The organism is Streptomyces sp. NPDC001781, assembly GCF_053596035.1.
In genome coordinates, this window is the sequence record NZ_JBSFFI010000001.1 from 240,309 (window position 1) to 264,937 (window position 24,629).

26 protein-coding genes and 2 pseudogenes are annotated in these 24,629 nt (G+C 72.2%); 14 read left to right on the forward strand and 14 right to left on the reverse strand.

The genetic code is table 11. The features are described 5' to 3' along the window. The first annotated feature begins 14 nt into the window (after positions 1-14). Entirely contained in the window at positions 15-2,600 is a 2,586-nt protein-coding gene (locus tag ACWCV3_RS01235; RefSeq protein WP_451216517.1) for a bifunctional FO biosynthesis protein CofGH, read from the forward strand. A 60-nt stretch (positions 2,601-2,660) separates the two neighbouring features. Beyond that, positions 2,661-3,224, forward strand: coding sequence for a hypothetical protein (locus ACWCV3_RS01240; RefSeq protein WP_451216520.1), 564 nt, complete (start codon positions 2,661-2,663; stop codon positions 3,222-3,224). 8 nt (positions 3,225-3,232) lie between these two features. Here the strand turns inward: ACWCV3_RS01240 and ACWCV3_RS01245 are convergent, their stop codons facing one another. Genes ACWCV3_RS01245 through ACWCV3_RS01255 form a run of 3 tightly spaced genes read right to left on the reverse strand, consistent with a single transcriptional unit; the run spans position 3,233 to position 4,797 of the window. Next, a complete protein-coding gene (locus tag ACWCV3_RS01245) occupies positions 3,233-3,760 on the reverse strand; it encodes a DUF2165 domain-containing protein (protein WP_451216523.1) in 528 nt (175 codons plus the stop codon). Positions 3,761-3,802: 42 nt separating this feature from the next. Then, on the reverse strand, positions 3,803-3,988 hold the full coding sequence (locus ACWCV3_RS01250; protein ID WP_451216526.1) for a DUF397 domain-containing protein: 186 nt from the start codon (positions 3,986-3,988) through the stop codon (positions 3,803-3,805). Further along, positions 3,985-4,797, reverse strand: a complete 813-nt coding sequence (locus tag ACWCV3_RS01255) for a helix-turn-helix domain-containing protein (RefSeq protein WP_451216776.1) — start codon at positions 4,795-4,797, stop codon at positions 3,985-3,987. The genes ACWCV3_RS01250 and ACWCV3_RS01255 overlap by 4 nt, the downstream gene beginning before the upstream one ends. A gap of 114 nt (positions 4,798-4,911) precedes the next feature. Between ACWCV3_RS01255 and ACWCV3_RS01260 the strand changes: the two genes are divergently transcribed. Together ACWCV3_RS01260 and ACWCV3_RS01265 are read left to right on the forward strand one after the other, a co-directional pair. Further along, positions 4,912-5,379 carry an ATP-binding protein gene (locus ACWCV3_RS01260; RefSeq protein WP_451216529.1) on the forward strand — a complete coding sequence of 156 codons (468 nt, stop codon included), beginning with the start codon at positions 4,912-4,914 and terminating at the stop codon, positions 5,377-5,379. A gap of 37 nt (positions 5,380-5,416) precedes the next feature. Then, positions 5,417-6,532, forward strand: a complete 1,116-nt coding sequence (locus ACWCV3_RS01265) for an ADP-ribosylglycohydrolase family protein (protein WP_451216532.1) — start codon at positions 5,417-5,419, stop codon at positions 6,530-6,532. Positions 6,533-6,559: 27 nt separating this feature from the next. Here the strand turns inward: ACWCV3_RS01265 and ACWCV3_RS01270 are convergent, their stop codons facing one another. Then, entirely contained in the window at positions 6,560-8,560 is a 2,001-nt protein-coding gene (locus ACWCV3_RS01270) for an MFS transporter (RefSeq protein ID WP_451216535.1), read from the reverse strand. Between the two features lie 179 nt (positions 8,561-8,739). Further along, positions 8,740-11,442 (reverse strand): D-alanyl-D-alanine carboxypeptidase, encoded by a 2,703-nt coding sequence (locus ACWCV3_RS01275; RefSeq protein WP_451216538.1) that lies wholly within the window; start codon positions 11,440-11,442, stop codon positions 8,740-8,742. A gap of 172 nt (positions 11,443-11,614) precedes the next feature. On the opposite strand from ACWCV3_RS01275, the gene ACWCV3_RS01280 reads away from it, so the two are divergent. The 3 genes from ACWCV3_RS01280 (at position 11,615) to ACWCV3_RS01290 (ending at position 13,872) form a co-directional block, all read left to right on the forward strand. Further along, entirely contained in the window at positions 11,615-12,370 is a 756-nt protein-coding gene (locus ACWCV3_RS01280; protein ID WP_451216541.1) for a GOLPH3/VPS74 family protein, read from the forward strand. Between the two features lie 254 nt (positions 12,371-12,624). Beyond that, positions 12,625-13,482, forward strand: a complete 858-nt coding sequence (locus ACWCV3_RS01285; RefSeq protein WP_451216544.1) for a helix-turn-helix domain-containing protein — start codon at positions 12,625-12,627, stop codon at positions 13,480-13,482. 198 nt (positions 13,483-13,680) lie between these two features. Then, the gene (locus ACWCV3_RS01290) at positions 13,681-13,872 is read left to right on the forward strand and encodes a DUF397 domain-containing protein (RefSeq protein ID WP_451216547.1); all 192 of its coding nucleotides are present in this window, start codon (positions 13,681-13,683) and stop codon (positions 13,870-13,872) included. A 119-nt stretch (positions 13,873-13,991) separates the two neighbouring features. On the opposite strand, the gene ACWCV3_RS01295 is transcribed toward ACWCV3_RS01290, so the two are convergent. The 3 genes and pseudogenes from ACWCV3_RS01295 to ACWCV3_RS01305 form a co-directional block, all read right to left on the reverse strand. Next, the gene (locus tag ACWCV3_RS01295) at positions 13,992-14,861 is read right to left on the reverse strand and encodes a MerR family transcriptional regulator (RefSeq protein WP_451216550.1); all 870 of its coding nucleotides are present in this window, start codon (positions 14,859-14,861) and stop codon (positions 13,992-13,994) included. Between the two features lie 55 nt (positions 14,862-14,916). Continuing rightward, the gene (locus ACWCV3_RS01300) at positions 14,917-15,423 is read right to left on the reverse strand and encodes a glutathione peroxidase (RefSeq protein ID WP_451216553.1); all 507 of its coding nucleotides are present in this window, start codon (positions 15,421-15,423) and stop codon (positions 14,917-14,919) included. Between the two features lie 10 nt (positions 15,424-15,433). Beyond that, positions 15,434-15,568 (reverse strand): annotated as a pseudogene (locus ACWCV3_RS01305) (transcriptional regulator); the annotation flags it as partial. Here ACWCV3_RS01305 and ACWCV3_RS01310 point away from each other — a divergent pair. Together ACWCV3_RS01310 and ACWCV3_RS01315 are read left to right on the forward strand one after the other, a co-directional pair. Next, positions 15,566-15,877: pseudogene (locus tag ACWCV3_RS01310) on the forward strand (MFS transporter); the annotation flags it as partial. The pseudogenes ACWCV3_RS01305 and ACWCV3_RS01310 overlap by 3 nt on opposite strands. 255 nt (positions 15,878-16,132) lie before the next feature. Next, the gene (locus ACWCV3_RS01315; RefSeq protein ID WP_451216779.1) at positions 16,133-17,116 is read left to right on the forward strand and encodes a bile acid:sodium symporter family protein; all 984 of its coding nucleotides are present in this window, start codon (positions 16,133-16,135) and stop codon (positions 17,114-17,116) included. 156 nt (positions 17,117-17,272) lie between these two features. On the opposite strand, the gene ACWCV3_RS01320 is transcribed toward ACWCV3_RS01315, so the two are convergent. Beyond that, positions 17,273-17,599 carry a carboxymuconolactone decarboxylase family protein gene (locus tag ACWCV3_RS01320; protein WP_451216556.1) on the reverse strand — a complete coding sequence of 109 codons (327 nt, stop codon included), beginning with the start codon at positions 17,597-17,599 and terminating at the stop codon, positions 17,273-17,275. A gap of 218 nt (positions 17,600-17,817) precedes the next feature. Here ACWCV3_RS01320 and ACWCV3_RS01325 point away from each other — a divergent pair, with 218 nt between their 5' ends. Then, positions 17,818-18,183: an amphi-Trp domain-containing protein gene (locus tag ACWCV3_RS01325; protein WP_451216559.1), complete on the forward strand. Its 366-nt coding sequence runs from the start codon at positions 17,818-17,820 to the stop codon at positions 18,181-18,183. A gap of 153 nt (positions 18,184-18,336) precedes the next feature. Here the strand turns inward: ACWCV3_RS01325 and ACWCV3_RS01330 are convergent, their stop codons facing one another. Further along, positions 18,337-18,807 (reverse strand): ArsI/CadI family heavy metal resistance metalloenzyme, encoded by a 471-nt coding sequence (locus tag ACWCV3_RS01330; RefSeq protein ID WP_451216562.1) that lies wholly within the window; start codon positions 18,805-18,807, stop codon positions 18,337-18,339. Between the two features lie 78 nt (positions 18,808-18,885). On the opposite strand from ACWCV3_RS01330, the gene ACWCV3_RS01335 reads away from it, so the two are divergent. The 4 genes from ACWCV3_RS01335 (at position 18,886) to ACWCV3_RS01350 (ending at position 21,484) form a co-directional block, all read left to right on the forward strand. Next, positions 18,886-19,293, forward strand: a complete 408-nt coding sequence (locus ACWCV3_RS01335; protein ID WP_451216565.1) for an ArsR/SmtB family transcription factor — start codon at positions 18,886-18,888, stop codon at positions 19,291-19,293. Next, positions 19,290-20,390: an ACR3 family arsenite efflux transporter gene (gene arsB, locus ACWCV3_RS01340; protein WP_451216568.1), complete on the forward strand. Its 1,101-nt coding sequence runs from the start codon at positions 19,290-19,292 to the stop codon at positions 20,388-20,390. The genes ACWCV3_RS01335 and arsB overlap by 4 nt, the downstream gene beginning before the upstream one ends. Then, positions 20,383-20,796, forward strand: coding sequence for an arsenate reductase ArsC (locus tag ACWCV3_RS01345; RefSeq protein WP_451216571.1), 414 nt, complete (start codon positions 20,383-20,385; stop codon positions 20,794-20,796). Before arsB ends, ACWCV3_RS01345 begins: the two co-directional genes overlap by 8 nt. A 205-nt stretch (positions 20,797-21,001) precedes the next feature. Continuing rightward, a complete protein-coding gene (locus tag ACWCV3_RS01350) occupies positions 21,002-21,484 on the forward strand; it encodes a DUF5994 family protein (protein ID WP_451216574.1) in 483 nt (160 codons plus the stop codon). Positions 21,485-21,625: 141 nt separating this feature from the next. Here ACWCV3_RS01350 and ACWCV3_RS01355 read toward each other — a convergent pair whose 3' ends face one another. The 4 genes from ACWCV3_RS01355 to ACWCV3_RS01370 form a co-directional block, all read right to left on the reverse strand. Continuing rightward, on the reverse strand, positions 21,626-21,982 hold the full coding sequence (locus ACWCV3_RS01355) for an STAS domain-containing protein (RefSeq protein WP_451216577.1): 357 nt from the start codon (positions 21,980-21,982) through the stop codon (positions 21,626-21,628). A 36-nt stretch (positions 21,983-22,018) separates the two neighbouring features. Continuing rightward, on the reverse strand, positions 22,019-22,180 hold the full coding sequence (locus ACWCV3_RS01360) for a hypothetical protein (RefSeq protein ID WP_451216580.1): 162 nt from the start codon (positions 22,178-22,180) through the stop codon (positions 22,019-22,021). Between the two features lie 10 nt (positions 22,181-22,190). Beyond that, a complete protein-coding gene (locus ACWCV3_RS01365) occupies positions 22,191-22,895 on the reverse strand; it encodes a DUF5994 family protein (protein WP_451216583.1) in 705 nt (234 codons plus the stop codon). A gap of 80 nt (positions 22,896-22,975) precedes the next feature. Further along, positions 22,976-24,169 carry a PP2C family protein-serine/threonine phosphatase gene (locus ACWCV3_RS01370; RefSeq protein ID WP_451216586.1) on the reverse strand — a complete coding sequence of 398 codons (1,194 nt, stop codon included), beginning with the start codon at positions 24,167-24,169 and terminating at the stop codon, positions 22,976-22,978. Positions 24,170-24,629 lie beyond the last annotated feature (460 nt).

Genomic DNA, 24,629 nt, shown 5'->3' on the forward strand with positions numbered 1-24,629 from the left:
CGTATGCTCAGGGAATGACGACTTCCGCGACCCCGGGAACCGGCCCCACCGAGAACTCCATGCGTCGCGCCCTCAAACGTGCCCGTGACGGTGTCGCCCTCGACGTCTCCGAGGCGGCGGTACTGCTCCAGGCCCGCGGCGAGGCCCTCACGGACCTCACCGCCTCCGCAGCGCGGGTACGGGACGCGGGACTCGACGCGGCGGGGCGGACCGGAGTCATCACGTACTCGAAAAGCGTCTTCGTCCCGCTGACCCGGCTGTGCCGCGACAAGTGCCACTACTGCACCTTCGTCACCGTCCCCGGCAAGCTGCGCCGCGACGGCCACGGGATGTTCATGTCACCGGACGAGGTGCTGGACATCGCCCGCAAGGGGGCCGCGCTCGGCTGCAAGGAAGCCCTCATCACCCTCGGCGACAAGCCCGAGGACCGCTGGCCCGAGGCGCGCGAGTGGCTCGACGCGCACGGCTACGACGACACGATCGCGTACGTGCGCGCCATCTCCATCCGCATCCTGGAGGAGACCGGCCTGCTGCCCCACCTCAACCCCGGCGTCATGAGCTGGACCGACTTCCAGCGGCTCAAGCCGGTCGCGCCGAGCATGGGCATGATGCTGGAGACCACCGCCGAGCGCCTGTGGTCGGAGCCCGGCGGCCCGCACCACGGCTCCCCGGACAAGGAACCCGCCGTGCGGCTGCGGGTGCTGGAGGACGCCGGCCGCTCCTCCGTGCCCTTCACCTCCGGGCTGCTCATCGGCATCGGGGAGACGTACCAGGAGCGCGCGGAGTCGCTGTTCGCGCTGCGCAAGGTCTCCCGCGCCTACCACGGCGTCCAGGAGCTGATCATCCAGAACTTCCGCGCCAAGCCGGACACCGCGATGCGCGGCATGCCGGACGCCGAGCTGGACGAGCTGATCGCCACCGTCGCCGTCGCACGGCACATCATGGGCCCCGCCGCCTGCCTCCAGGCCCCGCCGAACCTCGTGGACAGCGAGTACGAGCGGCTGATCGGCGCCGGGATCGACGACTGGGGCGGGGTCTCGCCGCTCACCATCGACCACGTCAACCCCGAGCGCCCCTGGCCGCAGATCGAGGAGCTGGCCGAACGGTCTCGCGCGGCCGGCTTCGAGCTGCGGGAACGGCTGTGCGTGTATCCGGAGTTCGTCCGCAGGGGCGAACCCTGGCTGGACCCCCGGCTCCGCCCGCACGTCGCCGCCCTGGCCGACCCGGAGACCGGTCTCGCCCGGCCCGGTGTGCTCCCCGAGGGGCTGCCCTGGCAGGAGCCGGAGGAGGTGTTCACCGCCACCGGCCGCACCGACCTGCATGCCTCCATCGACACCGAGGGCCGTACCTCCGACCGGCGCGACGACTTCGACGAGGTGTACGGCGACTGGGCCGAGCTGCGCGAGGCCGCCGCCCCCGGCATGGTGCCCGAGCGCATCGACACCGACGTCCGCGCTGCCCTGCGCACGGCCGCCGACGACCCGGCGGGGCTGACCGACGCCGAGGCACTGGCGCTGCTGCACGCGGACGGCCCGGCGCTGGACGCGGTGTGCCGGATCGCGGACGACGTGCGCAGGTCGGTGGTCGGGGACGACGTGACGTACATCGTCACCAGGAACATCAACTTCACGAACGTCTGCTACACCGGCTGCCGCTTCTGCGCCTTCGCCCAGCGGCGCACCGACGCCGACGCCTACACCCTCTCGCTCGACCAGGTCGCCGACCGGGCCCAGCAGGCGTGGGACGTGGGCGCGGTGGAGGTCTGCATGCAGGGCGGCATCCACCCGGACCTGCCCGGCACGGCGTACTTCGACATCGCGAAGGCGGTCAAGGAACGCGTCCCCGGTATGCATGTGCACGCCTTCTCACCGATGGAGGTCGTCAACGGGGCCACCCGTACGGGGATGTCCGTACGGGAGTGGCTGACGGCGGCCAAGGAGGCCGGGCTCGACTCCGTCCCCGGTACGGCGGCGGAGATCCTGGACGACGAGGTGCGCTGGGTGCTGACCAAGGGCAAGCTGCCCACGGCCACCTGGACCGAGGTCATCACCACCGCCCACGAACTGGGCATCCGCTCCTCGTCCACGATGATGTACGGCCACGTCGACCAGCCCCGGCACTGGCTGGGCCACCTGCGCACGCTGGCCGGAATCCAGCGGCGGACGGGCGGCTTCACGGAGTTCGTGACGCTGCCGTTCATCCACACCAACGCGCCGGTCTACCTCGCGGGCATCGCGCGCCCCGGCCCGACCATGCGGGACAACCGCGCGGTCACGGCGATGGCGAGGCTCCTCCTGCACGGCCTGATCCCCAACATCCAGACCAGCTGGGTCAAGCTCGGCACGGAGGGCGCGGCCGAGATGCTGCGCTCCGGGGCGAACGACCTGGGCGGCACGCTGATGGAGGAGACGATCTCCCGGATGGCGGGGTCGTCGTACGGCTCGTACAAGTCCGTGCGGGACCTGGAGGCGGTCGCGGAGGCGGCCGGGCGGCCGGCGAAGCCGCGCACCACGCTGTACGGCGAGGTGCCGGAGGAGCGGCAGGCCGCGGCCCGCGCCTCGGACGGGCACCTGCCGGATCTGCTGCCCCTCGTGGACTGAGTACGATGATCCGACCCCGGATCTGAGAAGGGGGTCCCACAGCGGAGGAGATGCGTACCCGTGGCTGCCCGACTGCCCTCGTGGGCCTGGGTCTCCGGACTGACGGTCGCGGCGACCGCCGCCGTCGTCGCCCTCGCCGTCCAGGCCGACCACGGCCCGCGCCCCGCGGCCCCGGCGGCCCACGCCCGCCCCACGGCCTCGGCATCCCCGGCCCCGTCCGCCGCCGCGACCCCCTCCGGCCCGCCGGCGCTGCCGGAGGCGTCGGGGACCGGGCGCAGGATCGTCTACTCGGTCCAGGCGCACCGGGTGTGGCTGGTCGACGCCACAGGGCAGGCGGCGCGGACGTTCACGGTGTGGGCGGGGACGGTGGACCCTCAGCCTGGCCGCTACTCGATCATCAAGCGGACCGAGGCCACGACCGGTTCGGACGGGGTGAAGGTGGAGCACATCATGTACTTCACGGCCGTCTCCGGCGTGAACATAGGCTTCTCCAACGCACTCGACGGCTCCTCGCCACCTCCCGCCAACGGCGCCCAGACCGGCGGCATCCGCCTCCACAAGGAGGACGGAGCCGCACTGTGGTCCTTCGGTGACCTGGGGACGAGGGTGTCGGTCGTCGAATAGCCCCGCCGCTACCGCTCGTCGCGGGCGGGCAGGTGGTTGACGATCAGGGCGACTCCGCTGAGCAGGAAGACGCGGGTCGCCGCGTCCACGCCGTTCCAGTTCTTCGACTGCCACATGGCGAACCACTCGCCGCCGACGGCGATGAAGCCGGCCCCGAACAGCAGGATCAGCATCAGCAGGCCGTAGGTGGAGAAGCGCCGCGCGCGGGCGTTGTCGCGCCGTGCCCACAGCCAGGTGCCCCACACGAGCACGGCCGCCGCCACCGTCTCCCAGGCGATGATCGCCACGTAGGCGGTGTCCTGGAGGGCGGTACTGGTGATCGCCCGCCACATCAGGTGGTCGTCCTTGAACGTGGTGTCCATCGCCAGTACGTGCCGGACGTACTGCTGGTTCGTCCCGAAGTCGGTGATGTTGCCTACGGCGACGAGGGCGATGTACAGCGCGAGCACGCCGGTGAGCACGGTGGCGGCCAGGCCCAGCCCCGAGCGGGCGGCACGGGCGGAGTCGGCGGGGGCCGCAGAGTCGGTCATGGTCATGATCGGAATTCTTCCCGACCCCCGGCCGAGGGGGGACGCCTTTCAGACGAGCTGCACCGCGTGCCCGAGGAAGGAGGTCCAGGTGTCGGCGGAGACGGTCAGTCGGTCGCCGTCGGTGGTCTTGGAGTCCCGGATGTGGATGTGGCCGGGGGTGAGGGCGACTTCGACGCAGTCGGGTCCGTCGTTGCTGCTGTAGCTGCTCTTGAACCACGTCAGCGCGGGGGTCATGTTTGGTCTCCCAGTAGTTTTTCGATGCGGGCTCGCGATTCCATGGGCGGGAGGGCCTGCGCCCGGATCATGCCATAGCGCATCTCCAGGATCTGGACTTCTCTCGGGTCGGTGATCAGGCGGCTGTGGAACTGGACCTCAAGGTGGCCGAGCGTCTTGCCGTCCCGGAGCTTCAAAAGGCGGAAGTGCCCAGCCATGCCCGCGTGTTCCTGCCTGTCGGTCGGCATCATCTGGATGGTTACATGCCGCATCTCGCTGATTTCCAGGAGGTGTTCCAACTGCCGTCGAAGCACCGCCCTTCCGCCGATCGGCCGTTCCAGCGCTGCTTGCTCCTGCACGAACGTGATCTCTGGACGGGGCACCCGCTCGAACACCGATTTCCTCGCCATGCGGGCCGCGACCAGCCGTTCGATCTCCTCCTCCGTGTACGTGGGACGCCGCATCGCGTACAGCGCGTGGGCGTACTCGGGCGTCTGCAGAAGCCCGTGGATGTGCAGGGCGGTGTAGGCACCCAACTCCACGGACTCTTCCTCCAGCTTCTGTAGGTCCCGGACCTTCTTCGGGTACCGGGCCCGCTCCACGTCCGCCTGCATCGCGGACACCTTGCCGCCCGCGCCCACGACCTCGTCGGTGCGGTCCAGGAAGTCCGGCTTGGGGACGCGGCGGCCCCTCTCCACGGAGGACACCATCTCCTCGCCGTATCCGATGGCGGAGCCCAGCTCCACCTGGGTCAGACCCGCCGCCTCCCGCCACGCCTTGATCTGCCGGCCCACCGCCCGGAGTACGGCCTCGGCCTCCTCGTCCTCCACCGGCGCCCCTCTCGCTCGTACCAGCCGTACCGCTCCGTCGCCCACCCGTACAGTCACCCTGCGTACCGTGGTCGTTACTGTTCAGCGTAGGGACAGGCGGCCACTGTGGGTGACATGAACGAGAAATCACGGCTGCGCATCCAGTTGTCCGCGACGCGCAGAGGCGCACGGCTCGCCCGGCTGCTCACCGAGCGGCAGCTGGACGAGTGGGGCATGCCGTTCGAGGACGCCGCGCAGGTCGTCGCCGAGCTGGCGGCCAACGCGGTGCTGCACGGCCGCGTCGCCGGGCGGGACTTCCGGCTGGAGCTGCTGCGCAGGGACGACGGCACACTCCGGGTCGAGGTGACCGACGCGCGGGGTGAGCGGAGCCCCCTGCTGCCGGAGGAGCCGGCCGAACCGACCGAAGGGGGCCGGGGACTGCGCATCGTGGCCGCGTACGCGCACGAGTGGGGGGTGGTTGCGGCGCCCGCCGGAGCGAAGACCGTTTGGGCGGAGCTGAGGCGTCCGTTCCTGGGCAGTATGGGTTCGGCGGAGACCGATCGGCTCACTGATCGGACCGTTCCGGGTCCATTACAGTGCTGACCGGCGTGCGGGCGGACGGTGGCGCGAGGAGGTCTGGGTGGGTGCGACGAGCGGCGCCGTCTGGGGCCGTGCGGAACAGCAGGACTTCCGGGGCCGGGTACGGGGCACGCTGCTGGGCGCCGCGATCGGCGACGCCCTCGGCGCACCGGTCGACTCGCTGGACCTGGACGCGATCCGTACCGCGCACGGCCCCGAGGGGCTGACCGATCTCGCGCCCGGCCAGGGCAGACGCGGCACCGTCTCCCACCACACCCAGCTCACCCTGTTCACCGTGGACGGCCTGATCCGCGCCCAGGTCCGCCGCGACACCGGCGCCTGGCACCCGCCGACCGACCTGCACCGGGCGTACCTGCGCTGGGCGGCCACCCAGCGGGACTGGGGCCCGGACGAGCGCCGCGCCGAGGACGGCTGGCTGGCCCGCGAGGAGTGGCTGTACGCCCGCCGCAACCCCACCCGCGCCCTGATGCTGGGGCTCGGCAACGACGTGATGGGCACGCTGGAACGCCCCAAGAACCCCGGCGAGGCGGGCCCGGAGGCCGTGGCCCGCTCGGCGCCCTTCGGCCTGCTGGTCGGCTGGGAGCCCCAGCTCGTCGTCCAGCTCGCGCTGGAATGCGCGGCCCAGACCCACGGCCACCCGGTGGCGGTCCTCTCGGCGGGCGCGTACGCGGTCATCGTGCACGCCCTGGCGCGCGGCGAGAGCCTGGACGGTGCCGTCCAGACCACTCTCGCCCTGCTGGCCGCCCGCCCCGGCCACGAACCGGTCACGACCGCCCTCCAACGGTCCCTCGGCGCGGTGCGCCAGGGCCTCCCCAGCCCGGCGCGCGTGACGGAACTGGCGGGCGAGGGCACGGCAGACGGCCTCCTCTCCGCCGCCGTCTACTGCGCCCTGGTGGGCGAGGACGTCCGCCACGGTCTCTGCCTGGCGGTCAACCAGCCGGGTCCCTCGGCCGCCGCGGGCACCCTGACCGGCGGCCTGCTGGGCGCCCTGCACGGCGAGACAGCCCTCCCCCCGGCCTGGCTGCCCGAGCTGGAAGGCCGCCCCACCATCCTGGAACTGGCCGACGACTTCGCCCTCGAAATGACCCAGGGCCCAGCCCTCCACACCCCGGCCGGCTCGGCCCCCGGCTGGCTGGCCCGCTACCCGCGAGCCTGAGACGGCTCGCTCCCGTCCGCCCCGGGGCTAGCCCAGCTCGTCCGGGCAGGGCGTCCCGCGCGGAAGCTGGTAAGGCGCCGCCAGGTGATACGTTCCGGCCCGCGGCGCCAGCAGCACCGTCCAGCTGTCGCCGGACGCGTCCACCGGGGTCTCCCGAAGACACCCGTTGACGTTGACGAACGACTTCGCGGACCCCTCCGGCCGCCGCTTCGACTCCTCGGTCTCCCGCGGAGGCGCCAGACTCCTGCCGCGCTCGTCCACCACGCTCAGCCAGGGCGAGTACGGCACCCGGACCAGGATCCGCCCAGGCTCCCGCACGTCCAGCGTCATCTCGCCCTGCTCCGCCCGCCGCACCACGGCGTTCGGCCCGGCCATCGGCGCCGGGTCCGTCACCCGGTAGAGCTGCCAGTTGGAGTCGCTCCAGATCCGGTCCAGGTACGGCATCCCGCGCAGCACCAGCTCCCGCTCGCGCAGCCCGCCGTCCCCGTCCGGGTCGTCCACCCTCGGCAGCACCACGTACCGCACGGCCCACCGCTGGAGCCACTCGTGGTAGTTGGCCGAGTTGAGCGTGTCGTCGTAGAAGAGCGGGTTGCGCTCCATGTCGGCCTGGCGGTTCCAGCCGCGTGCCAGGTTCACGTACGGAGCCAGCGCGGACGCCTCCCGGTGCGAGCGCGCCGGGATCACCTCCACCCGGCCCTTCTCCGCGTCCACCCGCTGCAGCTGGTGCACCAGCGGCGCCAGCTCACGCGCCCAGGACGCGGCCGGGGTCGTGTGGATCACGTCGTCCACCGACTTGAAGCCGATCCAGCCGACGAACCCGGCGAACGCCAGCACCGTCACGTACCAGCGGCGCGAACGCGGTGCCGTGAAAGGCAGCGCGGCCACCAGGGCCACCCCGGCGAACAGCATCGGCAGCCGCGAGATGTTCGAGCCGATCTGTGAACTGATCAGCCACACCAGGACCACGCTCAGGCTGTACACCCCCGCCGTCAGCCTGACGGTGACCCACTCCCTGGGCACCAGGAAGAGGCAGAGCAGGCCGTAGAGCAGCGGCATGACCACCGAGCCGAACGTCATCGGCTGCGTCCCGGAGAACGGGAACAGCCACGCCGACGCGGCCACCACCACCGCCGGCGCCAGCCCCAGCGCGAACGCGCCCGGCCGCCGCTTCTGCAGGAACAGCGCGACCGCCACCAGCCCCACGAACAGCCCCGCCACCGGCGACGCCATGGTGGCCAGCGCGGCCAGCGGCGCCGCCGCCAGCGCCTTCGCCCAGCGCTTGTACCGCCCCCGGTACGGCCAGCAGCACACCACCGCCACCGCGCCCGCCGCGAACAGCCCGGCGAGCGCGTACAGCACCCAGCCGGACACCGCCCCGCCGAGCAGCGCCAGGATGCCCGCCAGGGCCGCCAGTGGTGCCGCGGCCATCGGCTTGGCCCAGCGCTCGTACCGGCCGTCGTAGGGCCAGCAGAACACCGCCGCCACCGCGCCCAGCGCGAACAGCGTGCCGAGTCCGAACGTCACCCGGCCCGAGACGGCGTTTCCGAGCAGCGCGAACACCCCGGCCAGCGCGGCCGACAGCGGATTGCGCACCGCCCGGCTGCGCACCAGGATCATGGTCAGCAGGGCCGCCGAGCCGGTGCCGGCGATCATCATCGTGGTCCGCACCCCGAGCACGGACATCAGATACGGCGAGACCACGCTGTACGACACCGGATGCATGCCGCCGTACCAGGCGAGGTTGTACGCCGAGTCCGGGTGCCTGCCGACGAACTCCGCCCACGCGTCCTGCGCCGCGAGGTCTCCGCCGCTGTTGGCGAACGTGAAGAACCAGATGATGTGCAGGACGCCCGCGAGCAGGGTCACCGACAGCACGGGGTGCCGGCGCGCCGTTGCGCGCAGAGCGTTCAGGGCGCCTGCCGTGCTCCGCGCGCTCCGCACGCTCTTCGCGGGCGAGCCGGGTATCCGGGGGCCGGACGCCGGGCCCGGCTCGGCGTTCTCGGCGCGCTTCGGCTCGGTTGTCGCCACGTCAGGCACTCCCCGTGTCCCGTCTTTTCCGTTCTCGGCCCTCTGCGCGGCCCGGCGCGGTCCTCGGTGACCTGCCCCGTTTCGTGACGCTAGCACGCACCCCGCCGCCCGGCTCCCGAGGCGGGAGCGCGGACGGCGGGGTGCGGATACGGCGGGTGCCGCGAAGGCCGGCCCGGGGGTCAGCCGACGCGGGTCAGCTTGGCTCCCAGGCCCGGTTCGGCCAGGTCGGCGCGGAGTGCCACCGGCACCTTCACGGCACCGGCCGAGGAGCCGTCGCCCACGGTCAGCGAGCCGACCTCGGTACCGGCCTTCGCGGTGTGCGCGATCGTGCCGGAGGTGAAGGACAGCCGCACCTTCAGGCCCGCCCAGCCGGCCGCCTTCACGTCCTCGGTGACCTCGACCGGGGTCCGGCCGCCGAGACCGTCGTCCACGTAGCCGACGACCGTGCCCTTCTTCAGCACCGTCTCCGACCTCAGCGCCCCCTGGGCGGCCCGGATCAGCGCGTCGCTGTGGTCCAGCGCGGCGCTGAGGATGGTGTTCTCCCGGCCGCCCGGCGGCTGCCGCAGCACCGCGCCGATGACCATCCGGGTCTCGCCGCCGACGTCCTGCTTCGCGGCGAAGACCAGGTTGCCGAGGGCGGAGGTCGTGGTGCCGGTCTTGATGCCGACGACGTTGTTGTGCCCGACGAGCTGGTTCCAGTTGGAGTGGTACGTGCCCTTGTAGTCGGTGTACGACATCATCGCCGCGACCTCGCGGAACGCGGGCTGCTGCATCGCGGCCTTGGCCAGCTTCACCTGGTCCGCGGCCGTGCTGACGGTGGAGTTCGTCAGACCCGAGGGGTCGGTGTACGTCGTCCCGCTCATGCCGAGGCCCTTGGCGGCGGCGTTCATCTTCGCCACGAACGCCTTCTCCGAGCCGGCGTCCCAGCGTGCGAGAAGGCGCGCCACGTTGTTCGCGGACGCGATCAGCACGCCCTCCAGAGCCTCCCGCTGGGTGATCCTGTCACCCTGCGTGACGTCCACGGTGGACTCCTGGCCCGCCTTCGACTGGTCCTGCGCCGCCTTGTCGATCGCGATTTTCGGACCCGCGGCGCCGTTCTTGAGCGGGTGGTCGCGCAGGATCAGGTACGCGGTCATCACCTTCGCCACACTGGCGATCGGCACGGGCTTGCCCGAGCCGGACGAACCGAAGGAGCCGATGCCCTGCACGTCCAGCGCGGCCTGGCCGTCCGTCGGCCACGGGATGTCCGGCTTGCCGCCCTCGAAGGTGTAGCTGTCCTTCGCGGTCAGCGCGAGCGTGGGCTGCGGCAGGGTGCGCATCGCCTGGACGACGCCCAGGATCACCACCAGCAGGATCACCAGCGGCGTCCAGATCTTCACCCGCCGCACCAGGGTGCGCACCGGGGTCTCCGGCGGGGGCGGCGTGTTCGTCAGCTCCGCCAGCAGGTCCAGCGGCGGCTTCGGCGGCAACGGCTGCTGCGTCGTGCGCTCCGGCCCCACCTGCGGCACGGCCCGAGTCTCCTCGACCCTGGCCGACGGCCCCTTGAGGTCGGGCTTCAGCGCCACGAACTTGCTGGTCCGCTCGGTCTCGCGCTCCGCGGGAGCGGGCTCGGCCTTCCCCCCGACCTTGAGCATCGTCGTCGGCTGGTCCACCCGCGGCTTCTTGGCGGCGGGGGACTTGAGCGCGGTGGTGGGGGTGTCCACGGGCTTGCCGGGAGCCTTCTTCGGCGCACCCTCGGTGTCGCCCCGGGGGGCGGGGAGGGGGGTGCCCTCGGCCTCGGCGCCGGGCGTGGCGTCACCCTTGCCCGGGCCGGGGGTGGCCTCGGACTCGCCCTTGGTGTCCTTGGCGTCCTTGGCGGAGCCGGGGGCGGCCTTGCCGGTGTCCTCGGCGTCGTCCTCGTCGGCCGACTCGGCGTCGCCCCTGGCGGCGGCGACGGCGCCCGCAGCGGCGGCCTTGCCCGCGTCCGTCGAGGCGGGGCGGGAGCCGTCCTTGGCGGCGCCGCCGGTCCCGGCGGAGCCGGAGGCGCTCTCGTCGTCCTCGGCGGAACCGTCGGTGTCCTCGGCGTCCAGGACGGCGGCGGCCTTGCCCGTGCCCTCGGGGGCGGCCTCGGAGGCGCTCTCGGGGGAGCGGCCGGTCCCGGCGGCCGGGGCGTCCTCGGTGTCGTCGGTGTCGTCGGTGTCGTCCTCGGCGGCCGCGGAAGCCGGGGCGGAGGCGTCCTCGGCGGCGGCCCCGTCCGCGCCCTCGGCGGCGGAGTCCGACCCGACCTCGGCGGCGGGTGCGGAGGCACGCGTCCCCGAGCCCACGGCAGCCGAAGTGCCGGTGCCCTTACCGGAGTCGCCGGCTGAGCCGGAGGCGGCCTCCTGGGCCTCCTCGGCCTCCTCGGCGTCGTCGGCATCATCGGAGGAGGCGTCCTCGGCCGAGCCTGAGGATGCCTTCCCGGCGTCCTCCGTGCCGTCCGCGGCCGCCGGGACGGAGGTGCCCTCGCCGGAGCCCTCGGCGCCACCCTTCGCGGCCGGGGACGTGGTGCCCTCCTCCACGTCGTCCTTCTCCGCCTCCTCGGCGGAGCCGGCCTCGGGGGAGTCCTTGAACGTGTCGTCAGGCACGGCGGCGGCAACGCTGCCGGCGCTCCCGGAGGTGCCGGAGGCTTCCTCGGCGGCATCCTTCCCCGGCCGGCCGGCGGCCTTCCCGTCGCCGGTCGAACCCGCACCGGAAGCAGCCGACTTGCCCTTCGCCGAACCCCCGGAGGGAGGCCGTACCCACGCCGAGACCGCCTCGCGGAGTTCCTCGTCCTCCACGGAACTCGCTGAACCGACGGAGTCTTCGTGCTGCTTCGACCTGTCGGGGGACTCGCCCGCCACCGATGCCTCCTTGATGCGCCGCACGCGCTCCCGCGCGCCCTGTCCGAACCATGTACCAGTGTCCTGCGTGGGGGGTGGCCCCCAGTGGCAGACGAGAACGACATACCTGCCGGTTCCCCCGCGAACCAGGCACGTGCTCTCGACAGATGAATGTGAGAGGCGTCACCCTGTCATTCATCCACGCGGGGAGGCATGGATGGGCATGAGCCGCAGAACACTTCCGGAAGAGCTTCTGATGCTCGCACTGGACCCGGCCACGGGTACCACTGCACAGCCTCAGTCGCTCGACCTCGGTCTGGCCGGTGCGCAGCTAGTGGAGCTGGCGCTGGCCGGACGGATAGCCCCAGACGGGGATCGTATCGCCGTGGTGGTGCCACGGCCGACAGGAGATCCGACTCTGGACTGCGCGCTGGAGCTGCTGCGAAGGCGCGGCGCTCCGGTACGGGCCGTCCATTGGATAGGCGGGCCCCGGCTGGGCCTGCGCCAGACCTACCTGTCGCACCTGGAGAGGTGCGGCATGGTGGCCGCCGTACCGGGCCAGATGTGCGGCGTGCTGCCGACCACGCGGTACCAGGCGACGGACACCACCATCAGCCGGGAGATCCGCGGGAGGCTCGACTCCGCGATCCGCACCGGCGTACCACCGGACCCACGGACCGCCGCGCTCGCCGCGCTGGCCCACGCGGTCGGCCTGGGCAAGCACCTGTACCCGGGGAACGAGGGGCGCTCGTCCCGCTCCCGGCTCAGGGACCTGATCCGGCACGACCCGATGGGCGGTCTGGTCGCGCACGCCGTGATGGACGTGCAGAACGGCGTGGGCGCCCAGCCGAGGCGCGGCCAGGCCCCGGGCGGCCGGCCGGCCGGACCGGGGGCCAGGGCGACCGGGGAACCGGCGCGCGGGGTCCCGATGCAGCCGCACCACGGCACGATGGCCCGCGCGGCGGCCCACTGAACGGCCCGGCCGGGGGCAACCCCGCCCGGCCACAGGCGACTTGACGAGCGGGGCGGGGAGACCGACGAGGTCCCCCCGCCCCGCTCCGCCACTTCACCCCATACCAGACCGACGGGCGGCTTGTACCCCGAACTGTCGGTCGGGCGCCGCATATCCGACGTTTCCCAGCGGTAGAAACCCCCTTGGTGGCAGTCTGCTCAACAGCAGATACACAAAGTGTCAGATACAGGCAGCCAGCCGGAGGTGCGCATCCCGTGGCGTCCAATGTGAATCCCACCGTCAGGCGGCGCCGGCTGGGCCAGGAGCTGCGCAAGCTCCGTGAGCTCAAGGGCATGACGGCCGAAGAGGTCGCCGACCGCCTGCTGGTGTCGCAGTCGAAGATCAGCAGGCTGGAGAACGGCCGCCGCAGCATCAGCCAGCGCGACGTCCGCGATCTGTGCGGGGTCTACGAGGTCGAGGATCAGAGGATGGTCGACTCGCTGATGGAGATGGCCCGCGACTCCCGCCAGCAGGGCTGGTGGCACACCTTCGGCGACATCCCGTACAGCGTGTACATCGGCCTGGAGACCGACGCGCAGTCGCTGCGCGTGTACGAACCCCAGCTCGTCACCGGCCTGTTGCAGACCCGCGCCTACGCCGAGGCGCTGGTGCGCGGCGCGCTGCCGGAGACCTCGGCGGCCGAGATCGAGAAGCGCGTCAAGGTCCGGATGCGCAGGCAGGAGCGGGTCACCGACGACGTCAACCCGCTGCGTCTGTGGGTGGTGCTCGACGAGGCCGCGCTGCACCGGGTGGTCGGCAGCAAGCTCATCATGCGCGAGCAGCTGGAGCACCTGATCGAGCTGTCCGGCCTCCCGCACGTCACCGTGCAGGTGCTCCCCTTCGAGGTCGGCGCGCATCCCGGTCTCAACGGCCAGTACGCCATCCTGGAGTTCGCCGACGCGGCCGACTCCAGCGTGGTCTACCTGGAGGGCGTCACCAGCGACCTGTACCTGGAGAAGGCGCCGGACGTGCAGAAGTACGCCGTGATGTACGAGCACCTGCGGGCCCAGGCCCTCCCGGTGGAGCAGTCCCAGCAGTTCATCCAGGACGCGGCCAAGAGGTTCGCCCAGTAGGGCCATGACGGGGCTGTGGCAGGTGGGGCGAGGGATCTTACACCGTCGCCCCGTTCCCATGACGGGTCGCTTGGAATATGCCACCCGCTTGAGTGAACGGTCCCTGCGGGCGCAGGGGTTGACCGGTAGCGTCGATCACGCCAATCGCTCGCATGGGTTGGCCGAACCGCACCACCGCAACTCGCAACAGGAGTGGACATGGCACTGATTCAGGGCGCGACGGAGACGTGGATGAAGTCCTCCTATTCCGCGGGCAACGGCGCCTGCGTCGAGGTCAAGTCGCCGACCGCCGCCGAACTCGCCGTACGCGACTCCAAGGACATCGCGGGCCCCGTCCTGGCCTTCCCCGCCTCCGCGTGGAACGCCTTCGTCGCCTCGGTCAAGGCGTAGCGGACCGTTCCCGGTCCCAGCGCGTAGAAGCACCTGACCGATGCTTCACCCACAGCACACGCACCACCCCGAAGCCCCCTCGACCGGCCCGCCGTCCCTGCCGAGGGGGCTTCGCCATGTCAGCGCACGGGCAGCGACACATCGCACACCGGGTCACCGGGACCGGCAGCGTCCCAGTCTGCGAAGTACACCTCGCGGCAGGGACCGGCCACCGTCAGCCCCTCGGCGGCCGTCCACCGCTCCACCGCCTCGAAGGCGGCCAGGATGTGCGGATGCGCCACCTGTGCCTTGGTGATCCGGGTCCGCGCCAGCCGTCCCGCCGGCTCCACCCGTACTCGGACGGCCCGCGGCCCGCCGTGCTGCTCGGCCCATGCCCGCGCCGCCGCCTCGTCGGCCACCGGTACGCAGGACTCGGCCGGGCCGTCGCTCTCCATCGACACCTCGGCGTGGTAGACGACGTACGGCGCCCCGGCCACGCCCCCGCACTCCCGCGCGGCCTCCTCCAGCCGGCCCAGGGAGGCGCCGATCCAGGTGGGCAGCTCGTCGGCCAGCGTGTGCCGGGACTCGGCGAGCACCACCTGTGCGGGCACCTCCACCACGTCCACCGCGAACATCTCGTCCATCTCGGAAGTCCTTCCCGACAGTCGTCCACGGAGGTAGGCGGCGAGAGCGCGCTGCCCGGCGATCCGGGCCTCCACGTCCGCCCAGTAGGCGTCCAGCAACCCGGCCCCCGCCGCGCCCCCGGCCCCGACCACCTCGGCGATCCGGGCCAGCGGCATGTCCAACTGCCGCAGCAGGGCCACCAGTCGGGCCCGCTCCACCTGATCGGCCCGGTAGTACCGATAGCCGCTGACCGCGTCCACCTCGGCCGGGGTGAGCAGGCCGAGGCGGTCGTACAGGCGCAGCGCCTTCGGTGAGAGCCGGAAACGGGCGGCGAACGCGCCGATGGTCAGCAGGGGTCGGGGGTCCACAGGGCCTTCCTCCGTCACCGGGCGGCAGCTCCGCCCGGTGACAGGGACGCTCCGGCCTGCCCCAGGGGCAAGGTCAAGCGAGCTGCGCCTCGATCGCGGAGACGACCTCCGCCGACTCCGGCTCGGTCTGCGGGGCGAAGCGGGCGACGACCCGGCCGTCGCGGCCGATCAGGAACTTCTCGAAGTTCCAGCGGATGTCGCCGGTGTGGCCCTCCGCGTCGGCGAAGGGGGTGAGGCGGTCGTAGAGGGGGTGGCGGCCCTCGCCGTTCACCTCGACCTTCTCGGTGAGGGGGAAGGTCACGCCGTAGGTCGCCGAACAGAACTCCGCGATCTCGTCGGCGGAGCCGGGCTCCTGTCCCATGAACTGGTTGCACGGCACGCCGAGCACCGTGAAGCCCTGCCCGCCGAACCGCTCCTGGAGCCGCTCCAGGCCGGTGTACTGCGGGGTCAGCCCGCACTTGGAGGCCACGTTCACGACGAGCACGGTCTGCCCGGCGTACCGGTCCAGCCCGGCGGAACCGCCCTGGAGGGCACCGATCTCGACGTCGAGGGGGGAAGGGGTGTGATCACTGGTCGTCATGGTGGGCAGCCTAAGGGCCGGTGCGCCCGGCTTCCACCAGTACCTCCCCGGCCGCCGTGCGCGAGTACAGCACCGAGCGGCCCGCCCGGCGGCGGATGATCAGGCCGGACTCGCGCAGCACCTTCAGATGGCGGCCGAGCCGGCCGTGCCGTACACGGTCTTCGCGGCCCGTCCTCCGCTGCCCGCGGCCGTCGTGTGCGTGACGCCGGCGTCCGTGGGATTCGGGGCGGGCCTGGTCCAGCAGGAGCGGCTGATGTCGCTGACCCCGGACGCGCTCTCCGGCCACGCCCTGGGGCTGCACTCCGCAGGGATGCTGACCATGCGGGGGGTGAGCGCCGGGGTGGCGGGCTCGCTGGCCCAGGTCACGTCTCCGGCCACGGGTATGACGGTGATGGCAGGGGCGTCGGTCGCGGTGACCCCGGGACTGGCGCTGGCGGGCCGCGCCCCGGCCCGGAAGACGGCCGTCCGGGCGGACGCCGAGGCATGGACGACGTACGTGCCGGGCAGCGCCGCCGGGGCGTGCCACGCGGCGGAACGTGCTGCGATCCTGACCCGGTTCGAGGCCGGCCGGCGAACACGCGGTGCGTGGGGTGTGCGGGGGCGGAACCGCGATAGGTGTGCCCTACACGAACAGGGGGGCCGTCTGGCACGATCACCTGGCGGGCGGGTCGTCGCCCGTGAGAACGGGTGGCGGACGCGGGAGCGGTGGGTGCGGAACTCAGAGGGTCAGGTCGTAGCGGCCGAGAGGACGACTGGCAGTGCGGCGACGGCGGACGCCGACCGTACGGCGAAACGGGCCGTGACCGTCTTCCCCCTGCTCGTGCTGGCCGCGGGCGCCCTCGGCATGCTGATGCCGTCGGCGTTCGCCGGGAGCAAGGAGGCGGTGCCCTACCTGCTCGGCGTCGTGATGTTCTGCATGGGCCTGACGATGACGTCGGAGGACTTCCAGGGTGTGGTCAGGCGCCCCTGGGCGGTCGCACTCGGCCTGGTGGCCCACTACGTGATCATGCCGGGCCTCGGCTGGGCGATCGCCGAGCTGCTGGACCTGCCCCCGGCGCTGGCCGTGGGCGTGATCCTGGTCGGCTGCACGCCGAGCGGTACGGCCTCCAACGTGGTGACGTTCCTGGCCAGGGGCGACGTGGCCCTCTCGATGTCGGTGGCGACGGTCTCCACGCTGCTCGCCCCGCTGGTCACGCCGTACCTGGTGCTGCTGCTCGCGGGACACATGCTGGACGTCGAGGCGGGCCCGATGGTCGTCGACATCCTGAAGACGGTCCTGGTGCCGGTGGTGGCCGGCCTGCTGGTCCGCCGTCTGGCCGCGCCCGTGATCCGCCGCTGCCTGCCCGCGCTGCCCTGGCTGTCTGCGGGAACTGTCGCGGTGATCGTCCTCATCGTCGTGGCGGCGAGCGCCTCCGCGCTGAAGGCGGCCGCCGCGATCGTGCTCCTCGCGGTGGTCTTCCACAACGCCTTCGGCCTCGCCCTCGGTTACGGCGCCGCCCGTCTCGCCCGTCTCGACCCCGCCGCCCGCCGGGCCATGGCCTTCGAGGTCGGTATGCAGAACTCCGGCCTCGCGGCCTCATTGGCGGCGACCTACTTCAGCCCGCTGACAGCCCTGCCGGCGGCGGTCTTCTCGGTCTGGCACAACCTGTCGGGCGCGGTGGTGGCGGCGTGGATGAACCGGCGTACCGGGTGAGGCCGTCCGGCCTCGCCCCGGGTGCCGGCAGGCGTGTGGAACGGTGGAAGCGTTCCAGGCGTCACGGCTTTCGAAGCGAACGGACCGGTCCCGGCCGCCCGCGCTTGGCGGGACGGGACGCGGAACCCGGTCCGTTCGACGATGAAGGGGCTGATCTCAGCCCCGGGCGGCGATCTCTGCGTCGGCGACGGCGATGGCTATGCCGAGCGCCTTGGCGATGTTGGCCGCTGCCGTCATGACGCGGGCCGTGCCCACTATGGGCGCGATGGCGACCAGGACGTCCTGCAGTTGTTCGGCGGTCACGCCGCTGTCCATGGCGGGGTCGATGTGGGCCGCGTACGAGATCGGCGGGGCGTCGGATGCGGCGAGTGCCGCGATCCGCGTGAGGACGAGCGCGTTCGAGGGCAGCCCGCAGCGCTCGACCGAGTCGACGGTCATCGCGGCGAGGGTGTCCAGGACAGGGGTTTGAGATGCGGTGGCCATGTCGCATGTCCTTCTCGTGAGTTCCGTGCCTGGGGGGTGAGGCGGAAAGCGCAGAAACGCGGGCCTCTTCTCAACCGTAGAACGCATCCGGGCCTCGTGCATGGCGTCCCGACGTGCGCGGTGAACCCGGTGAGACGAGATTGGAAGTAGCCCGACCGGCCGAGTCAGGCCGGTATCGGCAGCGGCCGGCCGGTCTTCGCCCGGGATGGGAGACATCCATGAAGGACCTCAAGTTCGAGCAGAAGCGCTCGCTGTCACGTCTTCAGGCGGCCGACCAGCTCACGGCGCTCGCCGACGCGCTGCGGGGAGGCGGGGAGGCGGAGCTTCACTTCGGCTCCGGAACTCTGAGCCTGCGGATTCCCGACGACCTGCACACTGAGATGGAGGTCGAGATCGGCAACGGCGAGATCGAGCTGGAGATCGAGCTCAGGTGGCCGGCCACGCGGAAGCGGGCGGCGCCGCCGCCGGCGGCCGCGGCCGCGCAGGAGGCCGTCGCACGCAAGAGCGTGCCCGCGAAGCCGGGACGCGGCGGCACGGGTGCCGCCCGGACCAAGGCCGTGAAGCGGACCGCCGCGAAGAAGTGACCCGACCGAGCGCGAGGGCCCTTCCACCACCCGCCTCCACGGCGCTGTCCGCCGCTGAACGACACGGAACGGGACGGACGGGCGTGGGCCGGGCGCGGCCTTCGGATCGCCGGGGCCTCGCGCGGTGATCCACCGGGGATTGCGGGACAGCCCTCAGCCGCAGGCGCATCCGGCCGCTGCCGGGGTCACGTCGGTGGCTCGGCCGGTGCAGCACCCGTCCCCGGAGGCTTGGGGGTCGGCGCTCCTGCAGAGGGCGCCGGAGTCGGACTTCACGACGTAGACCTCCCAGGGCTCCCTGCCGGGGCCGTGGACCCAGACCTTGTCCTGGAGGGCGTAGCAGCAGGAGGTGTCGTTCTCCTCGAAGGTGGCCAGGCCGGCGTCCTTGAGGCGGGTGGTGGCGGCCTTGACCTGGTCGGTGGACTCGACCTCGATGCCCAGGTGGTCCAGGCGGGTCTCCCCGCCGGGCCCACCCTCGATCAGCACGAGCTTGAGCGGGGGCTCGGTGATGGCGAAGTTGGCGTAGCCCTCGCGCCGCTTGGCCGGTTCGGTGCCGAACAGCTTCGAGTAGAAGGTGATCGACGCTTCCAGGTCACTGACACGCAGGGCGAGCTGAGCGCGGGACACGGCGGGCTCCCATCCGGTTGCATTGATGTCTGTCGATGCAACATTGCGCGCTGGATCGAAGGCTGTCAACATAGAGGCATGTCGAATCAAGAGCTGGTGGTGCTCGGCCAAGCGGGCGACACCGAAGCGTGCTGCCCCGGGCTGCTGACCGCTCCCCTGGACGAGGGTCAGGCCGAGGAGCTGGCGAAGGTGTTCAAGGCGCTGGGCGATCCGGTGCGGCTGCGCCTGCTGTCGATGATCGCCTCCCGGGCGGGCGGCGAGGTGTGTGTCTGCGATCTGACCCCGGCCTTCGAGCTGTCCCAGCCGACGATCTCGCACCACCTGAAGCTGCTGCGGCAGGCGGGGCTGATCGACTGCGAGCGGCGCGGCACCTGGGTCTACTACCGGCTCGTACCTCAGATGACCGACCGTCTCGCCGGCATCCTCACCCGTCCTGCGGCCGGGTCGCTGCCCGGGCGCACCGCACCGGCGGGAGCTGCCTCGTGAGCACTGCCGTACCCGAGGGCAAGGTGGCCGGACGCCTGTCCTTCGTAGACCGCTACCTGGCCGTCTGGATTCTCGCGGCCATGGCCGCAGGACTCGGACTGGGCCGCATGGTCCCCGGTCTGGGGGACGCGCTGGCCGAGGTGACCGTGACAGGGGTGTCCCTGCCGATCGCCCTGGGCCTGCTGGTGATGATGTACCCGGTGCTGGCCAAGGTCCGTTACGACCGCCTCGACACCGTCACCCGCGACCGCCGCCTGCTGCTGCCCTCCCTGCTGCTGAACTGGGTGGTCGGCCCGGCGCTCATGTTCGCCCTGGCCTGGCTGTTCCTGCCGGACCTGCCCGCCTACCGCACCGGCCTGATCATCGTGGGCCTGGCCCGCTGCATCGCCATGGTCGTCATCTGGAACGACCTCGCGTGCGGCCACCGGGAAGCCGCCGCCGTCCTGGTCGCCCTGAACTCCGTGTTCCAGGTGATCGCGTTCTCGGCGCTGGGCTGGTTCTACCTCTCCGTCCTGCCCGGCCGGCTCGGCCTGGAGCAGACCGCACTGGACGTGTCCGTCTGGGAGATCGCCCGCAGCGTGCTCATCTTCCTCGGCATCCCTCTCGCGGCCGGCTACCTCACCCGCCGCATCGGCGAGAAGGCCAAGGGCCGCGCCTGGTACGAGACCAGGCTCATCCCGCGCATCGGCCCCTTCGCCCTGTACGGGCTGCTGTTCACGATCGTCGTCCTCTTCGCCCTGCAAGGCGACGCGATCACCTCCCGGCCGCTGGACGTCGCCCGCATCGCCCTGCCGCTGCTGGTCTACTTCGTCGTCATGTGGGCCGGTTCCATGGCCCTAGGCCGGGCGGTCGGCCTCGACCACCCGCGGACCACGACGCTGGCGTTCACCGCCGCGGGCAACAACTTCGAGCTGGCCATCGCCGTCGCCATCGCCACCTTCGGCGCCACCTCCGGCCAGGCCCTCGCCGGCGTCGTCGGCCCCCTCATCGAGGTGCCCGCCCTGATCGGCCTCGTGTACGTCGCCCTGTACGCGCGCCGCTACTTCACCGCACCGGCCACTGTCCCCGCACCGCAGGAAGATCCAGCCCATGTCTGACACCGCCGTCCCGTCCGTCCTGTTCGTCTGCGTTCACAACGCCGGACGCTCGCAGATGGCCGCCGCCTTCCTCACCCACCTCGCGGGCGGCCGCGTCCAGGTCCGCTCCGCCGGCTCCGCTCCCGCCGACACCGTCAACCCGGCCGTCGTCGAGGCCATGGCAGAGACGGGCATCGACATCACCGCCGAAGTGCCGAAGGTGCTCACGGTGGAGGCGGTCCAGGCGTCCGACGTCGTGATCACGATGGGCTGCGGTGACACCTGCCCCGTCTTCCCCGGCAAGCGCTACCTGGACTGGCAGCTCCCCGACCCGGCCGGTCAGGGCGTCGACGCCGTTCGCCCGATCCGCGACGAGATCGAGAAGCGGGTCCGCGGCCTGATCGACGAGATCGCTCCGGCGACCTGACCCCGTACACGGCTCGCGGGTCCCGCATCGCCGGGCGCCAGGGGCCCGGACCGAGATCGGTCCGGGGCCCCTGAACCGGTTCCCCCGGCAGGATTCGAACGGACAGAGGGCGATCTCGCAGCCGCCGGCTCGCGCGGCACCTGGAGTAGCGTGGCACTGCGAGGCGGTCCCGTTGTCGCACCTGCCCTACAGACGGGTGGTCATCATGACCAGCTCGGATGCATCTCCTGCTCCCCGGCGCCTTCCCAGCGGAGCCCATGGGACTGTGCGGCCGGGTTGCGCGCTTCTCCGGCTGGAGACGATCGCATCACGTGAAGGTGTCCTCGACGGTGCGTGGTGGCCGCGTTCGCGGGACATGGGGGCCGAGCTGCCGGCGCTGCTGAGTGCTCTCGTCGCCCACCTGGGCCCCGTGACCCGCGTGGGGCTGGACGCCGCAGCCTGGGAAGATCTCCCGACGCGCATCGTCGTGGACGGCCGCGTGGTGCACATCGACTCCTTCCCGGTCGGCGACGACACGGTGCTGATCACCCGGGGCGACCGGGACATCTTCTCGCTGCTGGTGGTCCCGCCCGACGCGGCACCGGACGCCGCCCGCGCCGCGATGGCCCAGGCGGTCCGGGCGGACAACATCAGCCAGGCGGAACAGATCCTCATCGACACCGGGAGCCGGCGCGGAACGTCGGGCTGACAGGAGGGGCCTGCCCTCGCGGCTGGGCGCGAAGACGGAACCGAGGCAGACACCGAAACACGCACTGGTGGAAGGCACTCGACGGCCAGAGGGCCCGATGCCCGCCCGTGCTGCCCGGCGACCCGCTGGCTGGGGACGCTCCTATGGGCGCCACTCCCGCTGACGCCGGGCCCCTCCCGGCCTCGCCGCATGGAGCAGACGGCCGCAGCCCGTCTCCGCGAGCAGTCGTTCGGTCTGCGGGGAGGGGTGGTGCAGCAGCAGGAACGCGTGACTCTCTGCGGCGTGCCGTGACACGTCGAGGAAGACGCTCAGGCCGCTGTCGTCGCAGCGGTCGACGGTGGTCAGATCGACGTCGATGAGGGTCATGCCATCCCGCAGGCACCGCTCCAGGGCGTCACGCACGTGGGGCGCGGTGGCGGAATCGATGACACCGGTCAGGGTGACCAGGGCCCGCGTGCCCCGGTCGTGCCGGTAGAGGTTCAGTCGCGGAAGAGTCATGACGCCTCGGTTCAGGTGATCAGATGCTCGAGGTCCTCAGACGCCTCGGTCCACCGGCCCCGGACCGAGCCGACGGTGGGGGCGTGGCCGGGCGGCCGGGCCGATCCTGCCGGCGTGCTGGAGCCCGAGCAGGTGGAGCACGTACGCCGCCACCACGACGAGGACCGGGAAGGCGATGGCCGTCAGGAAGGCGCTCATGGCGGCCACGTCACCTACCGATGACCAGCCGACGGGCCGCCCTCGGCGTACCGGCCTGTCCCGGAACGGCCGCGGACTCCGCCGAGGCGCCGCCCTCGTACTCCCACGCCTCTTCCGGTCCCGGTGGCCGGTCGGTGGCGGAGGCACCGTGCCGGGCCTCCTCCGCGGCGATCAGCGCGCTCGCGGTCAAGGGCGGCCCGTCGCGGTCGGACGCGGCAGCCATCAGCCGTGCCGCGGCCTCCGCCCCGGTCCCGGGCGGGACGACCAGCAGATCCCAGCGGCCGGTGCCGTAGGAGAGCAGCAGCAGCTTGTGCGGGTCGATCTCCGGGGTGAACCAGCCGACCCTGACGATGTGCCCGGCCACGGGAACCTTGCGGGGGATGACCGGCCAGTGCTCCGGGTTGACGGCGATGCGGGTGATGCGGCCCCACAGGGGGTCCAGCACATCGGTGAGCGCCGGCAGTTCGCTCAGCAGATCCCGGGAGCGGGGCCACCAGGCTCCGTCCAGGAGTCCACGGGGAGTGCCGTCGGGTTTCAACGCCAGACGTGCGGCCGGGGCTGCGACGGGCTCGGGGCGCGGCAGCGGGGGGTACAAGGTCGCCGACATGATGCGGACCCGTCTCCGGGCGACCTCTGCGGCGGCCCGGGTCTCATTCCTCGCCGGGGACGACCCGGCGTGGAAGCCGGTGTGCGAGATGCCCTCGGTACTGTCCACACTACTCCGCGTTTCCCCGGCGGCGGGTCTTCCCGGCGGCCAGAGGCCGTGACCGCACCGTGGGACGGCGGGGCGAGAGGTCAGCCGCGCCACTCCACCATGAGCAGGGTCGCGTCATCGCTGGTCCGCCCGCCCCGCGCACGCTTGAGCGTGTGGGACAGGGATCGCGTCACCGCCCGGATGCCGCGGCCGGTCCGCTCCAGCTGGTTCACGCAGTCGATCAGCTGGTCCTCCCCGAACTCCTCCCCCCCGCTCTTGTGCTCCTCGACCACTCCGTCGGTGAAGCAGAGGACCCGGTCCCCCGGTACCAGCTCCAGTTCGCTGATCCGGGGCACCGAACCACCCAGGCCGACGGGAAGCGTGGTCGGGCCGGCCAGGCGCCGTGCCACGCGGTGGTCGCGGACGAGGACCGGCGGCGGATGTCCGGCGTTGACCCACTGCACCCGTCCCGTCGTCGTGTCCAGCTGCATCATCTGCGCGGTGACGAAGTGCTCGGGACCGAACTGCTCGGCCACGGCGCGGTCCATGAACTCGTAGATCTCCGCCAGTCCGACGCCGGCGCGGCGGGCGTGGCGGTAGGCGCCGATGGCCACGGTGGCCATCGTGGCCGCGTCCAGGCCGTGCCCCATCGCGTCGATCATCGCCACGTGGAGGACGTCGCCGTTCAGCGCGTAGTCGAAGCTGTCGCCGGCCACGTCGTAGGCGGGTTCCAGGATCCCGGCCACCGCGACCCGGGGCATGATCATGGCCAGCGGTGGCAGCAGGGACCACTGGATCTCCGCGGCGAGGCTCATCACCTCACCCCGTCGGACACCGAAGAACAGGTCGGAGTAGCCGTGCTTGGTCACCAGAAGGTCGGCCACCAGGCCGGAGACCCTGTGCAGCAGGCGGCGGTCGTGGTCGTCGACCCTGTCCAGCGTCACCGCCATGACCCCCACCTGGTCCCCCCCGTCCAGCAGCGGCAGATGGAGCCGTACGCCGTCGGCCTCGACCAGTTCGACGGGCTGGGCGTCGAGAAAGCAGCGGCCCGCCTCCGAGTCGTCGATCACGTGCGGTTCCCCGCCCGTGAGGCCGTCACCCGGCAGAGGAACGAGCAGCAGCTGGCCGTAGTCCTGCAGCAGCACCTGCGGACGGCGGCCACCGAGCCGCTCCACCACATCGGCGACCAGGGGCCCGATGAGATGGGGCGGGAGTTCGTGCGCGCTGTCGAGGATCTTTCCGAGGAGGGCTTCCCCGAAGCTCTCGGACCGGTCCGCGCGCCGACCTGCCGTCATCCCCTCACCCGCCGTGGTCCGCTTCGCGTCGGGGGGCGGGCCGGGATGGCAAAGGATCTCTGGGCCATGGCTCCATCACGGGGTCGGGGACCGATCCGCCTGTCAGGCGGAGCCGGCCGGGTCGGGCTGCTCAGCTGGTTCGGGCTCGGGCTCCTCCTTCTGACTCCCATGTGTCCTGCCCGTCGGGGCCGTCCTCCGCGAGTGCCGGCAGGCGCGGGGCCGACAGCGGGCTCGCGGGGGTGGGAGGCGGCGGTCAGCGGCCGGGCCGCCGTGTCGGCCGGTTCGCCGGGAACGGCGCCGCCATGGTCGTGCGCCCGGAAGTCCCCGGTAGCTGTCAGGCTACTCCCGGCCGTGACGGGCCGCGCATCTGCTGCTTTCCGTTCGCCGGCGCCGCCCGCACGCCCCCGGACCGACCCCTGCGCCCTGTGCGGGGGCTGGCACGGTGGCACGGTGGGGGACC